This window comes from Fluviicola sp. (assembly GCF_039596355.1).
GTDB lineage: Bacteria > Bacteroidota > Bacteroidia > Flavobacteriales_D > Crocinitomicaceae > Fluviicola.
The window spans coordinates 847,251-866,192 of record NZ_JBCNJW010000001.1 but is presented as its reverse complement, the minus strand read 5'-3'; the positions used below and the strand labels follow the sequence as shown (position 1 = coordinate 866,192).

The 18,942-nt window shown below is 35.5% G+C and carries 16 protein-coding genes; 13 read left to right on the top strand and 3 right to left on the bottom strand.

Features of this window, described 5'->3' with window-relative positions; translation table 11 throughout:
- Positions 1-19 precede the first annotated feature (19 nt).
- A complete protein-coding gene (locus ABDV94_RS03575) occupies positions 20-1,216 on the top strand; it encodes a glycosyltransferase 87 family protein (protein ID WP_343604829.1) in 1,197 nt (398 codons plus the stop codon).
- A gap of 44 nt (positions 1,217-1,260) precedes the next feature.
- On the opposite strand, the gene ABDV94_RS03570 is transcribed toward ABDV94_RS03575, so the two are convergent.
- Entirely contained in the window at positions 1,261-1,818 is a 558-nt protein-coding gene (locus tag ABDV94_RS03570) for a DUF5565 family protein (protein WP_343604827.1), read from the bottom strand.
- 215 nt (positions 1,819-2,033) lie between these two features.
- Between ABDV94_RS03570 and ABDV94_RS03565 the strand changes: the two genes are divergently transcribed.
- Positions 2,034-2,876, top strand: coding sequence for a M90 family metallopeptidase (locus ABDV94_RS03565; protein WP_343604825.1), 843 nt, complete (start codon positions 2,034-2,036; stop codon positions 2,874-2,876).
- 3 nt (positions 2,877-2,879) lie between these two features.
- Here ABDV94_RS03565 and ABDV94_RS03560 read toward each other — a convergent pair whose 3' ends face one another.
- Positions 2,880-3,023 carry a hypothetical protein gene (locus tag ABDV94_RS03560; protein ID WP_343604823.1) on the bottom strand — a complete coding sequence of 48 codons (144 nt, stop codon included), beginning with the start codon at positions 3,021-3,023 and terminating at the stop codon, positions 2,880-2,882.
- Positions 3,024-3,391: 368 nt separating this feature from the next.
- Between ABDV94_RS03560 and ABDV94_RS03555 the strand changes: the two genes are divergently transcribed.
- The 3 genes from ABDV94_RS03555 to ABDV94_RS03545 all read left to right on the top strand — a co-directional run bounded on the left by ABDV94_RS03555 (position 3,392) and on the right by ABDV94_RS03545 (position 8,144).
- Positions 3,392-5,695, top strand: coding sequence for a P-loop NTPase fold protein (locus tag ABDV94_RS03555; protein ID WP_343604821.1), 2,304 nt, complete (start codon positions 3,392-3,394; stop codon positions 5,693-5,695).
- Positions 5,696-5,815: 120 nt separating this feature from the next.
- The gene (locus ABDV94_RS03550) at positions 5,816-6,217 is read left to right on the top strand and encodes a BlaI/MecI/CopY family transcriptional regulator (protein WP_124745684.1); all 402 of its coding nucleotides are present in this window, start codon (positions 5,816-5,818) and stop codon (positions 6,215-6,217) included.
- A 22-nt stretch (positions 6,218-6,239) separates the two neighbouring features.
- Positions 6,240-8,144: a M56 family metallopeptidase gene (locus tag ABDV94_RS03545; protein ID WP_343604820.1), complete on the top strand. Its 1,905-nt coding sequence runs from the start codon at positions 6,240-6,242 to the stop codon at positions 8,142-8,144.
- A gap of 126 nt (positions 8,145-8,270) precedes the next feature.
- Here the strand turns inward: ABDV94_RS03545 and ABDV94_RS03540 are convergent, their stop codons facing one another.
- Entirely contained in the window at positions 8,271-8,693 is a 423-nt protein-coding gene (locus tag ABDV94_RS03540; RefSeq protein ID WP_343605361.1) for a hypothetical protein, read from the bottom strand.
- On the opposite strand from ABDV94_RS03540, the gene ABDV94_RS03535 reads away from it, so the two are divergent.
- From ABDV94_RS03535 to ABDV94_RS03500, 8 genes are all read left to right on the top strand, one after another.
- Entirely contained in the window at positions 8,617-8,832 is a 216-nt protein-coding gene (locus tag ABDV94_RS03535) for a helix-turn-helix transcriptional regulator (protein ID WP_343604818.1), read from the top strand. The genes ABDV94_RS03540 and ABDV94_RS03535 overlap by 77 nt on opposite strands.
- 18 nt (positions 8,833-8,850) lie before the next feature.
- A complete protein-coding gene (locus ABDV94_RS03530) occupies positions 8,851-10,008 on the top strand; it encodes a zinc ribbon domain-containing protein (protein ID WP_343604816.1) in 1,158 nt (385 codons plus the stop codon).
- A gap of 10 nt (positions 10,009-10,018) precedes the next feature.
- A complete protein-coding gene (locus tag ABDV94_RS03525) occupies positions 10,019-10,813 on the top strand; it encodes a Swt1 family HEPN domain-containing protein (RefSeq protein WP_343604814.1) in 795 nt (264 codons plus the stop codon).
- 693 nt (positions 10,814-11,506) lie between these two features.
- The gene (locus tag ABDV94_RS03520; RefSeq protein ID WP_343604812.1) at positions 11,507-13,096 is read left to right on the top strand and encodes a reverse transcriptase domain-containing protein; all 1,590 of its coding nucleotides are present in this window, start codon (positions 11,507-11,509) and stop codon (positions 13,094-13,096) included.
- Positions 13,097-13,331: 235 nt separating this feature from the next.
- Positions 13,332-14,597, top strand: a complete 1,266-nt coding sequence (locus ABDV94_RS03515) for a GTPase-associated system all-helical protein GASH (protein ID WP_343604810.1) — start codon at positions 13,332-13,334, stop codon at positions 14,595-14,597.
- Positions 14,598-14,601: 4 nt separating this feature from the next.
- Positions 14,602-15,561, top strand: coding sequence for a hypothetical protein (locus tag ABDV94_RS03510; protein ID WP_343604808.1), 960 nt, complete (start codon positions 14,602-14,604; stop codon positions 15,559-15,561).
- A gap of 2 nt (positions 15,562-15,563) precedes the next feature.
- Entirely contained in the window at positions 15,564-16,421 is an 858-nt protein-coding gene (locus tag ABDV94_RS03505) for a hypothetical protein (RefSeq protein ID WP_343604806.1), read from the top strand.
- Positions 16,408-18,942, top strand: a complete 2,535-nt coding sequence (locus tag ABDV94_RS03500) for an effector-associated domain EAD1-containing protein (RefSeq protein ID WP_343604804.1) — start codon at positions 16,408-16,410, stop codon at positions 18,940-18,942. The genes ABDV94_RS03505 and ABDV94_RS03500 overlap by 14 nt, the downstream gene beginning before the upstream one ends.

The following is an 18,942-nucleotide window of genomic DNA, read 5'->3' as shown; positions in this document are numbered from 1 at the left end:
ACGCAAAAATTCGCCTCTTATGCTGAACAGAAAAAACAAGGGAATCATTTCCAGGGCTGACTGGATTTTCCTGCTTTTTTTTGCAGGGTTCTGCGCCTTGTTTACCATTATGGAATCCATCAACGGCAGACTTTGGACGAATGATTTCCGGGTGTATTACGAGGCGACGCGCGACTTTTTTGCAGGAAACAATCCCTACAAACACAACTACGGACTTGATACAGGCTATTTCAAATATGCACCGTTTACCCTTTACCTGTTTTCCCCTCAATGCCTGTTTTCATACGGAATCGGGCAGATCGTACACATCCTGTTATTGGCTTTCTCATTCATGTATTCCGTGATGAATATGCGGTTGCTGGCGGAACGCTTTGCTATTTTCGGTTCAAAACGGGTTCCTTCCGGCATGCTTTACCTGCTATTTGCCTGCGTTGCAATCCACATTACCCGTGAAATGCATTTGGGAAACATCAACCTGCTGCTGCTGCTGTTTTTCAACCTCGGACTAAGCGCATTATTGAATAACAAAGAACTTCCGCTGGCCATTTACTGGAGTTTGATGATCGTTTTGAAACCCATTATGATCCTGATCCTGCTGCCGCTCCTTTTCAAAGGCCGCATCAAAACCATCCTGATAATGGCTGGCTTCGGACTCTTTTTCTTCCTGTTCCCGGCGCTTCATGTGGGATTCAAAGGAAACTGGATTCTCTGGACGGATTGGTTTCAAAGCATTGTCGCACACGGGCAATACCTGTCGAGTTTCAATACGATTGATTCACTCGTAAAAAATCACACAGGACTTCCGATCGGCTGGTTGGCAGCGCTGCTTTGTCTTTTGGTGCTGATCGCTTGGATGATCAACGATATCTACCGACTGAAAAAACCGGCATCCGATACTTACCTGGCCTGGACGGCCATTTTCGCGGCGTTCATTCCGAATTTCTTTATCACGGACACCGAACACTTCCTCTTATCGCTTCCTCTGATTTGGCTGCTGCTCACGGCACTCATAAATCGTGGAAAATGGTATCACTGGACAGGGTTCTTCATCGGGATGAGTCTCTTTTCCTTTAATTCATCCGATTTATTGGGGAATCTGTCTGATTTTGTGTTCGATCACGGTTTGCTGGGAATCGGGAACCTGGTGTTTATTGCTACTTTTTTAGGGATTCGAACTGAAAAAAAGATAGCGGAAAATGAAAAAGCCACCCGATAGGCGGCTTCTCCTGACTAAAACGACTGCTCTTCAAAATCGCTGGTTCAGCGTTTGATCCCGAAATCCTTTTTGCGGATTTTGCACATCCGGCCGTCAGCGATATGATGAAATACAATTCCTTCGATATATGTGTTCTTGTCTGACAAGAGTGTGCGGAATGCCTCAAAACCGAAATCCGTGATCTCCATGATTTCTTTTCCGTGGGGAATCAATACATGCCGATCCAATTTCTCCGGATTTCCCTGGATTTTCGGTCCGCACAATTCGTAGGTTCCATCCACGATCTCCGGCAAAGCGTCAAAGGCTTCGAAGAAGAATTGATCTTCTTTTTTGGCTCTTTCACACCGTAACCAGTGAGGATGATGCCCGGACAATGAGTCGGCTTCCTGGCAGGGAATTGCATTTTCAGGAACGGTTCGTCCCTTTTTCACATCGTATCTTTTGTGCAAAACACCGCCAATAATAGCTACTGAGGTTCCGTCAAATTTACGGGTGGCAATTCCTTCGCCATTCAAGACCCAGGAATTTTCAGGATTGATTTCGTTGATAACCCGACCTAAGTTGTTTGGATCTTTTTTGAATAAAGTGCTAATCTTTTTCATGTGATAAAATATTAGTTAAACAAGTTTTCGAGTCCTGTCCACCCACCAATATTTTAAGACGAAGCAAAATTATAAAAAAGTCTCACACCAAAAGTCCAATCTGCTCAAATTTTCATGGTTTTCGGGTCGTTCAATGAGTTGAAAGCATGCTAAAATTCAAAAATGTGTTGGATCCGTTTCACTTTTTAATCGTTGATCTATTATCTTTAGCACCTATGAATTCGACCTATATTTTCCTGGCGATCGGAATCGTGATCAGTCTCCTGATCAGCTATTCGCGGTACAGTTTGAAAAAGAATCGTTCCAAAAAGAACCCGGATCGGCCGTTTCCACATCCATGGAGGGAATTATTGATAAAGCATGTCGCTTTTTATAACCGCTTGAATCCCCTGGATAAGACTAAATTCGAAAATCGCGTGCATGTTTTCCTGTTGAATGTTCAGATTGTGGGTGTTGATACGGAAGTTACACATTTGGACCGGATTTTAGTTGCTTCCGGAGCAATCATCCCGATTTTTGGGTTTGATTCCTGGCATTACTCCAACCTGGAAGTCGTTGAGATTTACCCCGATCAGTTCCTGATTCCCAACACGCAGCAATACGCGAACGGGCTGGTTGGCTGGGGAAAGATGGAAGGGAAGGTCAAGCTCTCACGGAAAGCGCTCGTTCACGGTTTTTACGATAACAACGACCAGAAAAATGTGGCCATCCACGAATTCGTTCACGTCCTCGACATGCAGGACGGAGCAATCGATGGAAAGCTGGGAACGATCATGAAAGAAATCGATATCAAACCCTGGCTGCAGATTATCAACAATAAAATGAGCCAGATTCATACCGGGAATTCCAGCATCCGCAATTACGGTTCCACCAGTCCTGCAGAATTTCTCGCCGTTGTGAGCGAATTCTTTTTTGAAAGTCCGGAAAAAATGAAAACAGAACACCCGGAACTCTACCAAATCCTGGATCGGTTTTACAATACTAAAAACGCCCCGAAAAATCAACCGAAGGAACCGTTTAAAGACCCGCGGGAAGTGAAATCGGCGCTGGTGAATTGATATTTAATCGGGATTATTCCTGTTTCTGTCCAAAAACTCTTTATTCGCTGCATTTCTGCCAGCCAGTTTGCCAACCCAGAAAATAAGTAAGATAAGTAATACGGGAATACCGATAATAAGAAGGATTTCAGTTGCGCCTAGTTTCATGATAGTGATTTTTTACTAAGATAGATTAATTTTCTAATTAGCAATCAGTTATCTTTTTCTTAAGAAAACTAATTCTTTGTTGTTTGAAAATCAATAATTAATTTAAAACATTGAAACCTCTTAATTAGCTTAATTATTCAATGCTTCTATTCATGTATCTGTCAAAAATCAAATTAAACAGAACCAAGGTTCTCATCATTTTTTCACCTTTTGTCTTCTATATAATATTTCACAAAAAAGTTGAGTCTCTAATTAACAATTGGCTTATAAATGATTGGTTTGCTATTGTAAACTCCAACAGGATCAACGATACCCTTTTTCTCATTTTCAATTTGATTATCATTTACACCTTTATTAATAGATTAAAAATGAACTTTATATCATCTGTGTATAGGGTGATTTTTGTATCGATGCTACTAATAACCTATTCATACTATCGTTTTTTTGATCATAATTACTTATTCATAAACTACACTTTTTTCAAACCTTGGAAATATTTAGATATTATAATACTATTTACAATAGCTGAAATCTCAGTTTTTGTTAGACAGATAATTCGAGAAAGTTATTCTAGATATTCTCTTGAATCATTATTTGAAATTGATGACCCAATACAAGTAAAAGATGAAGATTTATTAAACAGAGCTACGCTCTCAATAGAACTGGCAAATAAGATCATTGGTACAAATGGTAATAATTCAATAGCAATTGGCATTACAGGCAAATGGGGGAGTGGGAAAACTTCATTTATGAATCTCTTAAAAGAGCAATTTAAAAATCACCAAGACATTATTATTGACTTTAATCCTTGGAAAAGCTTAAACCATGAAGTTTTAATTCGTGACTTTTTTAAAACTCTTTCAAGCCAACTCGAAAAATACAGCTTTACAGTTTCCAAAGAGATTAACGAATATGCAAGCGAACTCCTTCAATCAAACAACCAATCATGGAGTCAGGGAATAAAATCATTTTTAAACCTTGATAGTACTATCGATCTGGAAGACAGATTTCAATCAATAAATGAAACTCTAAAAAAACTAAACAAAAATGTTGTTATTATCATTGATGATGTAGATCGATTGGATAAAAAAGAAATAATAGAACTTTTAAAGTTAATACGAAATACAGGAAGCTTTAATAGGATCAAATTTCTAGTCGCCTTTGACAGAGAATATGTTATTAATTCTATTACAGAATCTAATTCTTATTCATCATCAAAATATCTCGATAAGATTTTTTTACAAATGGTTGAATTACCTCCGATTAGTAGTAAAGAACTAACTCAACTCTTATCAAAAAAAATAGCACAACATTTTCCAGAGGTTAAAAGTAAAATCGAATATATGATTGACCGAGAGATTTATAAAGAGACCAGCTATATAGAAAAGGTCATAACTTCAATTCGCGATATCAAAAGATTTATCATCCATTTTATTCCAGAATACAAAAAGATTAAAGGGGAAATCGAATTTGAAGAATACTTTAATTTGAGTTTATTACACTATAAATTCCCCTCCGTATACTGGGAATTATATCTGAATCCATCCATTTATCTTCAAAATAATGGTTATCTCAAAAAGGATCCCGATAAATCAAATAAAGAATCTATCTCAGTACTCCAAAAAGTACTTGAATCAGAAAAAAATAAGTTTTCATTTGATAATCATGAAATCAGAACATTAATTAACTTAATCACAAACATTTTTCCAGATAAAAATTTCACCGATAGTCCTGGACATCTTTCCGTAAGAAGAGTTGTCAATTTTGACAAGTATTTCATAAGTAGATTGAATTCAAGTGATTTATCTGAAGTTGAATTTCAAAATGGTACAAAAGGGAATCTTAATGATCTAAAGATCGCCATTGATCAATGGTGCTATGATTGTAAGAAACTATTACTAATGACTAGATTTAAAGCTCTTGATATACGTGAATTGGAATCAAAAGATGATTTTGAAAAAATCATCCAAGCGATTGTCTATTTAGGAACTAAGAAAAATAGAATAATGGACCGGACAATGGTTAAATACGGATATTTTGATGATGATTTCTATTATAAGTTGAACGATACAAATCATTATTTGTCTAAGCAATTCTACAACAATAATAGCGAAGACTACAAACAATTTCTCTTATCAATATTCAAAACATCTGAGCAGCCCTACAGATTTCTCGCTGAATTTGCCAGTTATATGATCAGAAATGAATATCTTCTGGAGAGCTTCCCGCTATCAAAAAATGATTTAACAGAGATAACATTAAACTATTTCAAATGCTATTTGAAATTTGCCTCGATTCCAGATGATAGAATTTGGGATCTTTATCATTGCTGCAATACTTTTTTATATGAGAACGATAAAAAATATATGGTACCAAATAAAGAGGCAAATAAAATTTTTATAGAATACATTTATAGTAATTCTATTAATTTAAAATGGTTCGTTCAATCAGTTATCACTAATGAACGAAGAAATCAAAATCATTTTTATTTGAGTAGAATCATTAAGGACATATTTGACAGCTTTGACCAATTTAAATTGACCTTTTGTGATTCAAAAATTCTAGGATCTGACTATCAAATGGAATTTGAATTATTTCTAAATAGATCGGCAGAAGCAAAATACCAAGCAATAGAATTTCAGTTTGAAGTCATTCCGATCAAAGAAAATTAATCTACATTTTCAGACAAAATTAATTTACCCTTAATCCAATCACGCTATGTTTGTCTGCTCGTTTTTTGTTAAATTTCACCTCAATATTGTTTCGTACGAAAATAATCGTACCTTTGAAACATGAAAGCAAAAAACTCTGAAAATAATCCGCAATCGGAACCGACAAAATCAGAACTGGAGATTTTACAGGTTCTTTGGAAAAACGGTCCTTCAACCGTTCGTTTCGTCAATGATTACCTGAATGAACAGAAACGTGCCGTACAATATACTTCCACATTGAAGCTGATGCAGATCATGACTGAGAAAGAAATGCTGCTGCGCGATGCCTCGAGTATGAAGCATATTTACAGCCCGGCAATCGAGGAAAATCAAACGAAGACCGTTCTGCTTGATAAGTTCATCGATACGATGTTCAACGGCTCCAGTACCAACCTGATGATGCAGCTGCTGGGGAACAAGAAAACCTCACAGGAAGAACTGGATGCAATCCGCGCCATGCTGGATCAACTGGACAAGAAATAAAACCCATTAAAACCTTCATACTATGAATTCTTTAGTAAACGACTCTATCATCAAAGCAGTCAGCTGGACATTAGTCCATTCCCTTTGGCTGGGACTCGCTGCGGCTCTCCTGGCAGGACTGACCCTTTTGCTGACTAAAAAAGCAACTTCAGCAGCCCGGTATAATTTGCTCACGGGATTGAGTGTTGTCTTTTTAGTGACAATCGGTTTCATTTTCTACAACGAACTTGAAACACAGGCGTCCGTTTCACAAGCAGATCAAGTGATCAAGAGTGATCTTCAAACAGAACACCATGTATTATCTGCTACACCCGCAATCACTGCCGCAGATGAAGAGGGGAGTGCTCCGTTTTCAGAGATTTCTGCATTCATCAGCAAATCCGGTTCGTGGATCTTTTTCAGCTGGCTGGCCATTTTTATGTTTAAATGCATCCGCATGACGGGCGATTTGCGCCAGGTTTACCGTGCCCGAAATTATCAAACGATTCCTCCACCGGAAATGTGGCGCCAACGCGTGTCAGAACTCCAGGTTTCACTCCGGATCAGACGTCGGGTTCAATTACTTGAATCCAGATTAGTCACGATTCCATCGGTAACAGGCTTCTTCAAACCCATTATTTTGGTTCCCGTCGGATTGCTGAGCCATATTCCCCAGGAACAAGTAGAAGCTATTTTGCTGCACGAGCTGGCACACATTCGCCGCAGTGATTATGCTGTCAATCTCATGCAAACATTCATTGAGATCTTGTTTTTCTTTAATCCCGGAATCTTGTGGATTTCCTCCCTGCTGAAGGATGAACGTGAAAATTGCTGCGATGATTTGGCGATCCGCGTTACAAACAATAAAAAGGAATTTGTCAACGCCCTGATTTCCTTCCAGGAATACAACCTGAACACCCAGCGTTTCGCACTGCAGTTCGGCGATCAGAAGATGAAGCTGGCTGACCGTGCCAAAAGAATTCTTTTCAACAGCAACAAGATGCTCAGCGTCCGTGAAAAGTACTTTCTGTCGGCTTGTGTCGCAGTGAGTGTCATTTTTTCGCTGGTGGTTCTGAACGTCAATTCTTCTTCCGCACAGGAAATCAAGCCACCGGTACTAGACACTTTGAGCAGCAATAAATACAATCCGAAGGAGATTCCTGAAGGAACTTCTATTCGCTATGTGGATGGAAAAAAAGGGAAAGAATTTCACGTATACATTTTCAAGAACAATGGAGTGCTGTACCAGGTTCCTGAAAATCTGGAGCATTTTAAGGTCGACGGGAAATTGATCACCGGAAAGAAACGGGAGACTTACCTTCCTGAAATCAAGCAATTGATTGCCATGTATGAATCGGTGATTGCTTCAGAAGAAAACAGCGAATATGCAACCGGAGTCGATGTTTCAGAAGAAGAACGCATCATTGATGAAGCATCCCGGATTATAGACAAACACTCAGCAATCATTGACAAGCATACAGCAGTGATTGATAAACATGTAGCAGCTATCGACAAGCAGGTAAAGATTATTGATGCTGAAATCAGTAAAAAAAGCGGGAAGATCGACTGGAAAAAACACGACGAAGCACAGCGACGCATCCAGGAAGAACAAGCTAAGATTCAGGTCGAATCAAAAAAGATTGATATTGAATCCCGCAAGATCGACGAGCAATCCCGTAAAATTGATGAACAGTCGCGCAAGATCGACGCCAAGCTGAAATTGCAGGAAAAAGAAGCACAGCGTGTGGAAGCCGTTCGCAAAGACATCACTGAAACAATTATGGACGATCTGAAAAAAGCGGGATACACCGAGCAAATTCTTTCCTTCGAACTGAACGAGAAAGCCTTGATCATTAACGGAAAAACACAACCCGTGACACTCTTTCAAAAAGTAGAAAAATACATCAAACCCGGCATGCGCATCTTACATAATATTGATACGCATTAAAGTATGTCTTAAGTACAGTTTAGGCATCAGTAAGTTAAAGATGAAAGCTCCGATCGTAACAGTCGGAGCTTTGTTGTTTTGTTGTTGGGGATTCATGGACTACAATAGTTTGCCGTTGTTTCACTTTTAGACGGTTCGCTTTCTTCTGGTAGGATATTTTATTTGGCGTTCTTTGAAATCCGTTATTTCTTCTTTCAGCTTCTTATTGGCTTTCTTCAACAACTCATTCTGATGGCGCATGATACTGATTAAGTCATTCATCTCATTTAAGTTTTCTAATTGACTGAAGATTAATGCTTCCAGTTGCGATTTTGTGTAGGCTCTTTGAAGTGACATATTCTTATTTTTAATACTTTTTATCCGATTTTCTAAACAAACGTATCGAATTTCGGATAAAATTCCAAATGATTTTTCAGATTTTCGGAAAAATTGTTCTGTTTTGGTAGATTTATGTTCAGAAAAACAGACAATAATGACCGAATTAGGATTATTTCTTTCCCGAAAATCAGTAAACCGTTCAGACGTTTCCAGGAAGACTGGAATCAGCAAAACACGTTTAAGTGAATTGACGAATAATGCCAGCACGAAATTGCGAGCGGACGAGTTGTACTTGATTGCCTTGGCGATTGACGTTGATCCTTGTGAATTATTAAAGGAAGTCTGTAGAGAATTACAGTTGAAAAATTAATGAATAAAAACCTACGCTATGAATATCACTGAATGCCCAAATCCAAGTTGTCAAAAACCACTAAAAGAAACTTCTTTGTTCTGCGGTAAATGCAAAACACAAGTAAAATGCTTGGATTGTAGAGAACCATTATCTGTAGAAGATGAGTGCTGTGAGGCTTGTGGAAAAGATGTTTCAAGGAAAAGCTCATCGAATGGAGCGATTAATAAACTTCGAATTCAAGAAACAGTTGACGGTCGATCTATTGAAGCAGAATTCACTGATCCTGCTGCAAAAGGATTGATGGATACGTTGGGTAATTTCCTTGTTGCAAAACAATTATCTCTCAATACTACAAACATTCAAGACATTAGTAAGTTTGATAACATCTCTACCAATTCGCATGAAAATATTGAAGCTCAAATAATTGCGGAAACAGTTGTCACTTCAACACTACAAAACACAAATTACCCGACTATAGAAAGTGTTATGATGAAGAATCTTCCTTCTAGCGAAACAGAATGGATTACAATTTATAGCTTTTACACCTCAAATTTCGGAAAAGATATTTTTACACGTCAAGACATTATTAATTGCTATCAGCAAACCAAACGCAAAACACCACAAAGAATTAAAAATTTAAGCGGAAATATCAAAACCGTTGTTACTGCAAACTATATCAATCCATTAAGTGACAATCAATTTTCTATTCTTGACCCTGGCATTGAAAAAGCCAAAGAAATTTTATCAAGAACTAGCGGTAGTCCAGCAAAAATTTCAAAAACAACTAAAACCGTTAAAGAGGGTGTTACAAAATCAACTAATTCGAGTCCAAGCAAAAAAGGCACTTCAAAAGGTAAAAGTCAGCCACTAACACTTGATAAAACTATTAACTTTCATCCTAAAGGATCAGAAAGCCTAAAGGATTTCTATGCAAAAGTTGAAGCGAATTCAAACTTTGAAAAAAACTTGGTTTTCATTCATTATCTAAAAGAGGTGCTAAAAACAACTGATGTTGGCTTAAATCAAATATATACTTGTTACAAGCAAGTTAATGAAAGAGTTCCAGGTAATTTATACCAAAGCCTTGTCGATACAAGTCAGCGAAAAGGTTGGATTGATACGAGTGACCTAAGCAAAATTTCCATTACTGTTCCTGGAGAAAATTATTTCGAACACGATTTAAAAAGAAAGTAACGATAATTAGATGCAAAAAGACACATTAGAGATATTTTGTGAGCGTACAAAGATTCAAGATCTTACCAAGCTTGAAATTGCTATTGGATTTATTTGGTTTCATAGTAAAATTACAGGCGATGAAAATGGGTGTGATGCTTCGACAATAAATGAATACTTTTCAATGGTTTCTCTTCCAAAGTATAATCCAACATACTTAAAACGTGATCTTCAAAAATCCAGAAGGATCACCAAAGGAGCAAAGACAGGTTTGTTTAAGCTTGTACGTAGCGTTAAACTAGAATATGATCAGTCTCATGGCTCTCTTTTTGAATCACAGGAACCTTCGGTTTCAACAAGTTTAAACTTACTAGAAGCACCTTTTATAGAACTAGTGGATGTGCAAGCCGCTCATAAAATGGCAGAACTATATGTAATTATACATTGTTATGAAAATTCGGCACGAAGACTCATTGAAAATACTTTGACAAACACCTTGGGTTCACAATGGTGGGATCAAGCAGCTAATTCTAGTATGTCTAAAAAATATACTGAAAGAAAACAAAAGGAGGAAAAGAACAAATGGTTAAGTCCACGAGGAGCTGGTTCACCTTTATACTACTTAGATTGGTCAGATCTCGTATCAATTATTAGAAAGTTTCCAGACCAATTTTCTGCGGTAATCCACGACATCAAGTTTGTGGAATTGAGATTGGAAGAGCTTGAGAAGACGAGGAATATTGTTGCACATAATGGAGTTTTGCCATCTGAAGACGATTTTCAAAGAGTCATCCTATCGTTTAAAGATTGTGTAGTGGTTAATTAAGAATGTGGAATTGGTCCCGATCTTAAAACGCCTAAATCCCAATACTCAAAAGGCTTTCCGGAACTTTCAATGATTTGACTTAAAAAGTGGAATCGACTTTTTGGGATCGTTTTCGTGTGGAATGCGAAAATTGGTGGAATGCGCTACCAGTCAAAGATTTAATTAGTTCCGGAGAAGAATTACCTAATACCTTGGAATGAGATTTTTGGCCAGGAAGAGGAATTACCTAATAGATGATTTATAATATTGGATAACATCTGTCAGACATGACATTCAACCTGCTCAAAATGTGACAATTAGTCAGTTGTATAATGTGATTTTGACAGAACTTTACTCTTGTAATAGTTTGGAATGATTTGTGACTACAATTATTAAATATAGCCGGGACAAGACCGGTAGATACGTTTTATGTAAGTGCACGTAAGTGTTTCCACACGCAGATTTTGGCTGACGTGTGAGGCGTAATTCTGATTTTCCAAATCAGAACACATTTAGCAAGAAGATGTGTCGCTGATATGGCGAATAGACTTATTCCTGGTTCGACTTCTGTTATCGCTGTCATATTGATAGTTATTAGCAAAGATATGAATCTCATTCTATTAATGAGTGGCGTTGTACATAGTGAAAACGAAAAGCAACATCAGGCATGTATCTACCAATAGGTAAGCCACGACCGGCTATATTTTTTTTCTTATGGAACTAAAAGACGACGACTGGTTAAAGTTTAAAAAGTACCCTCATATTGGGGAACCATTGAATAGAGTAAAGGATGGAGAATGGATTAAAAGGTATGTTTTAAATCCAAATAAAATTGCCGTTCACAAATTTTCACCACTTCTTCACCGAGTGATTAACCAAAGAAAATTTCGTCCTGATAAAAACTCCAAAAAAAACAAAAGTCGTAAGCGTATTCGTACAGTTAAAGATCCTAAAGAGCGTCATATTTACTTTGCATCACATTTGGATTCCATAATCTATAGCTACTATAGTAATCTTCTAACTAAAGCGTATGAAGATTTTTTAGGGGACAAATCTTACAATTCAGTTGCCGTAGCTTACAGAAAAATTGAAATTGAGAAAGGAAAAAAGGGAAATAAATGCAATATCGAATTCGCTTATGAGGCTATCAAATTCATAGAGGAAAATAAGAACAGACAACTTTCAATTATTGTTGCTGATGTAACTTCATTTTTTGACAATTTAGATCACAAACTCCTTCATAAACAATGGAAACGAATTCTACAATTAAATAATTTACCAGATGATCATTATGCCGTTTATAAGAATCTTGTTGCCAAACGATATGTTAATGAAAATGAATTGTTCAAGCGTTTTCGACACAAATTAATAATAGAGAGATTTAAGCCTAACGACATTAAACAAAAAGAACTTAAGAGAAAATTTGTAAGTAAAATTCAAAATATGCGACACGAAAAAGTTGTAGCATTTTGCAATAAAGATGAATTTTTCTCTGAGGCAACGAATCTTATTCGATTTGACAAACCAAATAATAATGCAGAAAGAACTTCTCGTGGTAAAAGTCTGTTAAGAGGTATTCCACAAGGAACTCCAATTAGTGCAACTCTAGCCAATATTTATATGTTAGATTTTGATGAACGGGTGTATAACGAGACTAAATCCGATTCTAGAAATGCTTATTATCAGCGCTATAGTGATGATATGATAATCATTTGTGATCGCAAAGATGAAGATCATTTTTATAAATTAATCCGGGAAGAAATTGAAACAAAAGCAAATCTTGATATTCAGCCTAAAAAAACCAACATTTATAGATATGAATTAAACCAATATTCTGAATTTAAAGGAGGTATTGTAGAAAATGATATTGTAAATCCTAATAAACAATTAGAATATTTAGGTTTTGTTTATGATGGTTCTAAAGTGAGAGTTAAAACTGCAGGATTTTCAAAGTTCTATCGGACAATGAAACGTTCATTTAGAAGAGGTGCTCACTTTGCAAAGAAATCTCATATACCTTCAAACTCACTTTTCGAAACACGTTTATACAAAAGGTTTACTCATCTCGGAGCCAAACGACGTTTGAAATGGTTAGTTGACCCTAAAAGACCGGATAGCTATATTCGATCAACTCAACAGGACTGGGGAAACTTCTTAAGTTATTTGAACAAAGCAAATAGTGTTATGAAAAGCATTAATGGTGATGATACAATCGCAAAACAGCATCGTAAAACTTGGAGAAAATTTCATGAGGTAAAGAAAAAAACATATATGGAGATTAATAAAGGAGTTGATTTTGATTGATTCTCGGCTGAGGAACTATTCAAATGAGAAACTAAAAACATTTTGATATTCCGCAATCATCAATTCTGAAAAACATTAAATTAGTTGATTAATTAATAACCATTATTCTATGTATACTATTACTACACCCAAATACATAAACTATACTCCCTTTTATTGTAATATAACTACTCAAGAATCTTTTCCTGATTCTTCCCTCTATTAATATAGCACTCAATAACTCATCAAATAAAATATGGAAAATAAATACTTACAACCGCTATTACAAGCTGGTCTTTTAGATATCGGAGATAACGACGAAAGACTTGCTAATGTTGAAAAATCTATCAGTGATTTAGAAAAACATCTCAAGAAAAACATCTCACTCTTACCAAGCTACATTCTCGTCGGTTTAGATCCCGAAATTAATGAAAATGATCCTGTATTGGAAGAAGTCGAGACGATCGTGGCTTCAAATTGGAAGGCACTCCGTGCTAAATTTTCAGAAAGACCAATATCAATACTTAGGTCTGTTATACTTCATGCTTTATATAATGTTGGTATTAATGATTCTAAAATAGCACGGATTATATACTTAACAGCCAGTAATTTTTACCCCTATGCAAAATTGGGCAGGGAAAAGGTTACAGTAGATTCGATTTTAACAGAATTAGCTGAATTAGCTGAAAGGAATGCAATAGAAGAATGGTCTTTAATCGATGAAGAACCAAAAATTAAAATTGGAACTTTAAAAATAGAGGGATTAAAATCAACAAAAGTCACAGTTGGTAAAGAATCTTTAAAACAAAGTCTTGCACAATCAACAAATCAATCAACTAATGGATACAACCCATACCACAATCAAAATGACTGGTCAAATTCGTTTGCAAATTTAGCTTCAGAGGGAATTTCGAAAGCGATCGAAACTGCAGCTAACAAAGCAACGGAATCATTAGATCTATCCTCGGTAGAAGCCTCTGTAAATAAATTCTTTACGGATTTCAAAAAATCTCTAGATCAGTCACTAAAAGAATCCTTTACATCAATCCAATCGGTGGAAAGACGCAGCAAACTATTGTGGTGGAAAGAAACCTTGTATTCTGCTTCGTTAAAAGATAGCTATCGTACAATTGAAAAGGTTTTGCAACCTATTGTTTTGGCTAAAGATCTTTATATGCAATTACCAGCAATTGTTCCAGTAAGTGTAAATTATTTATTGAAAGATACTTTGTTATTACTTAATGATTCCGCCGACGAAAAACTCACTTTTGAAAAACTATTGAAAGAGCTTGAACAAGAATCTAATAAGGTAATTTTGAAAAATTATTTTTCAGAAGCCGAGGTAAAGGAAAAAAGAATTGCTGTTATTGATTTTATTGGACTGCTTGCTTATGACAAGGTGAAAATTGACTCCTTTAAAAAGTATACCGGAATCGATAAAAATGAACAAACATCCTTTTCCGATATTGCAGTTATAATGCTTAATGACTGGATGACATTTCATTTAACTCAAAAAAAATAATTAAATGGCTGGAACTTGTTCAAAAGAAGATTGTTATCCACTAGAAACTGGGTGTAATCATGAAGGCTGTAATATCCTGACTGAGTGTAAATATTATTCACACACAGAACAGCCAAAGGAAAATACTATCGAAGAGGAAGATGAATTTTATATTCGTATACCATGGACAGGCAATGCATTTGGGCTAAAAGATCTAAACTTTCTTGGATCTTCTTCTCCAGTTACATTAATCGGAATATCTGGAGTTGCTAGTGCGGGTAAGACAACTTTTTTAGCAACGCTTTATTGTTTACTTCGAAATGGTCATAAAGTTGGCGATTATACTTTTTCAGGATCCTTAACTCTAATTGGTTGGGAAAATATAGCTTGGTACTTGAGTTGGAAACAGCATAATAATATTCAATTTCCACCACATACAAGCAGTAATTCAGGTCGTATTCCAGGTATGTTGCATTTATCTCTAAGGAATCCGAATGGAGATAAGAAAGAACTAGTCTTTACCGATGCTCCTGGTGAATGGTTTGATCATTGGACGACTAACAGTAAAGATCCTAATGCTAAAGGAGCAAACTGGATTCATGAATTTGCAGATGCTTTCTTGTTATTTGCAGACTGTGAAATGTTGTCAGGAACACAATTAGGAAGAGCACGGCAACAAACAAAAGCAGTTGCAGATAGATTAAAACAAGGTCTAGATTCACGACCATTTGGACTAATATGGTCGAAATCAGACATTCAAATTGACACAGATATCAAACACCAGATTTCAAATCACATCCAAAATTCTCATATCGAACATTACAAAGAATTTGAGACAAGTGTTAGAAATGAGGGAGATAAGAAATTTCAAGAAAATATACTTAACAGTATTCACTGGATAATTACTACACGTTCGGATCAAAACAATATTTTACCAGAGATTGTTCGAATCGATTCCAATGATCTCTTTCTTTCAAAAAGATAATTATGGCATTAAACGAAGAAAATACAATATTGATTATTGGAGGACCTAATTCAGGTAAAACACACTTTGGCGGTCAATTATATGGAAGGCTAAACACCCGTTCTAACCATTTTAAAATGATTTCTCAACCTGAAGACATTACAATATTTAAAGAAGTATGGGATAAACTCAATGAAGGTAAGTCTGCAGGTCACACACACGTAGATATGCACAAAACACTTGAGCTTCAAATTGAAGACGAAAATGGTATCAAATCAACTTTCACTTTCCCTGATTACGGTGGAGAACAAATTAAATCTATCGTTAATGATAGACGTCTTAACCAAATATGGAAGGAGCAGATAGAAAAAAGTAATTCTTGGCTTTTATTTATCAGATTGCATGAAATCGTTCTTATTGAAGATATTGTAAATCGAGGTATCCCAAATCAAGAAATATTGCAGCTACGAAACTCAGATAAAAATCCAATGAAATTGTCTGATATTGCATTTTATATTGAACTCCTTCAAATATTGATCTTTGCTAAACAAGTTTCTAAAAAAAGCTTAGTAAATACTCCAAAGTTGTCTGTAGTTATTTCTTGTTGGGATTTACTAACTAAAAAAGAGCAGAAAGAATTACCTAGAGAAATACTAGCTAAAAAATTACCAGGACTTTACGATTTTATTCAAACTACATGGGAAAAGAACGCTTTTCAAGTCATTGGTCTTTCATCAACGGAAAAATCGTTATCAAACGAAACACCAGACATGGATTTTATAAAAAAAGGTCCTGAAAATTTCGGATATATTATCAATAATATTGGCGAAAAGAAAAATGATTTGACATTAACAATTGCATCTTTCGTTGAAAACAAGTGATCCAATACTAGTGCAACAAGCCTTTTATGGCGAAGTTAATCAGTCACATAGTTGTATCGTTTCAACTATTGTTGATAAAGAATTAAATGCTTTTTTAACTCGGTTTACTGATCGTCCTGGCCAAGTTCCGGCAGGAATAAAAATGGAACCTTACTATTCAGCAACCAGTTATGGGAATTACTATATCGTGACACTGACATTTCCAGATTATAGTGCGAAACGGTCCGGAATGGTTTTTACTCATGCTTTAATTGTTTTAGCAAAGGATATTGAGAATATATCCACTATAAATGATTTATTTGATCATTTTGTATCCCAGATTCCTGACGCAAATAGAAATTTGGAGATCATAACGCTTTCTCAATCAGAAAAGAACAATCTTGAAGAGAAATTCCCTCCATTCACTACCAAAGTATTAGAGCAATTGTTTTCCGGACAATTACCCGTTGTATTTTGTGGAGAACAAGAAGTCTTTTTGAAATTGATTAAACTTATATGGAGAGGTGTTCCAACCTTAATGCGATCTAAAATATCTTATACGGTTGGATTTTCAGGAAACAATATTGATGTGTCAAAAACATTTTTATTCTTTCAAAAAGATCTTGTTCAACAACTCAATAATAAACAGTTTGTTTCCGATCAAATTGATAACTCCCCCATAGTAAATACCTATTCAACTGCCCAGGAGTATATTCTATTGCAAAAAGAAAACAATGAATTTCATTCATTCATAAGTGAACTTAATATTGTCATAGATAACTGGAATATTATAGATCTTTCAGCGCGAGCATTCGATTCATACAAGGATTTTCAAAACTTGAGCAATGACGCGTTAAAACAATTGATACGACAAGTGGCCAAGATATCACCAAAATCTCAAAATGGGCACCCCATAAAGACAAAATTGATCTTGGAATTAAAGAAGAGACTAATTGATGGAAGTGAGGTAAATCTAAAATCACTGAGAAATATTCCATTGGAAGCATATCATTTAGGAGAAAAACAAATTGGCGAAGGTCTATCTCAACAAATTGACAAAGAGTTTTATAAAGAAAAGGATTTCAATATTAATCTAATTTCAGAAATTGCAATAGACATTGCAAAAGAGCAGTTAATAAATTGGTGGTATAAGGAAGCTATAAAATCATTTAATAAAATCGGGAACTTCACCGAAAAAACCCCATTAAAAAATGTTTGGAAGATACTAACCAAATCAAAAGAATCCTCTGAAGCAATATATTCCTTTCTAACTATTGGAAAGGCAATTGATGAGAATTCATTATTAAAAACTGTTCCCACTCAAATTCCAGTTGAATTAGCAAAACATCTTGCAGCAAGAGTTAAAAATAACAAGTGGTATCTTCTTTACGCTCATTTAATTCAAATTTATTTAAAGCCAAAAGAAGCTTTATTAGAACTATTTTCACTAGAAAAAAACGATACAGACAAAACAGGAACTTCTGCTATACTCCTTAAGGTTTCTGATTCTGATTTACTGAATCTAACACTCCAAAAAAAAGAAAGTTATTTCATTGATAAGTTTGCTGATCGTACTGTATCTAATTCATTACTTCTTAATGATCTTAAACCAAATAATCCCACATGGCTGGAAATATGGGGAAGAAGTATTGAACAAACAAAAGATTTAGGTCTAGGTATTAATAATTTACCTGAAAAGATTGAAAAAGTCATAACTGAATTGTCACATGGAATTAATATTCCAACTGAATTAGTCAAAGCAATTTCGAAAAGCAACTTTGCAGATATTTCCGATCATGAAAAAAGAACTTCAATTTGGAAACACTTATCATTTGATGTCAAAAATCAATTTCTCCAAGCAACTTCAGATTCAATAATCAAAAGCTCAACATTTGACCTTAAGAGTCTGGAAAATGATCTTAAAAACTACATATCTAGTGATGAATATTTAAAAACATCAATAGCTAAAAGTGAATCTGACATTGATTTTATACTGACCGTTTATGAACGAATCAACTTCATGAATGATCAGGCCTTAGCAGATTACATCTCTCGATACCCTCAACCAATAAATGCCGCTCAGGCAACCAGATTGGGAAACTTAGTTCATCACAAGAATTTTAGAAATACTGCTAATGTAATCTATGATAAATCCAATAAACATAATACTTGGCGTTCCGCATTAGTTAACTGTTATAATTTATTGGGTTTATTCAAGAAAATTAAGCTAATACACTCAGGTATTTTAACTGGAATGAATATTACAGAAGACCAGTGGTGGCAAGCAGTTGAAGAAGTTATCTTGAGTTTATACACAAACCCTCAATCATCTGTAACAATATGGACTAGATCAGGAGGTAAAGAAGCCGATTTAAGAATGAATGGAACCACCTCTGATCTTTGGAATGATGCTCTTCGTCGTCTTCGAAGAGAAAATAAAAAAGAAATATCTATAAATAATTTATTGACTGAAATTAATCGACAATATCCTGAAAATGATAACTTTAAAATCTTATTCGAGATAAGAAAGGATTTCATTTAA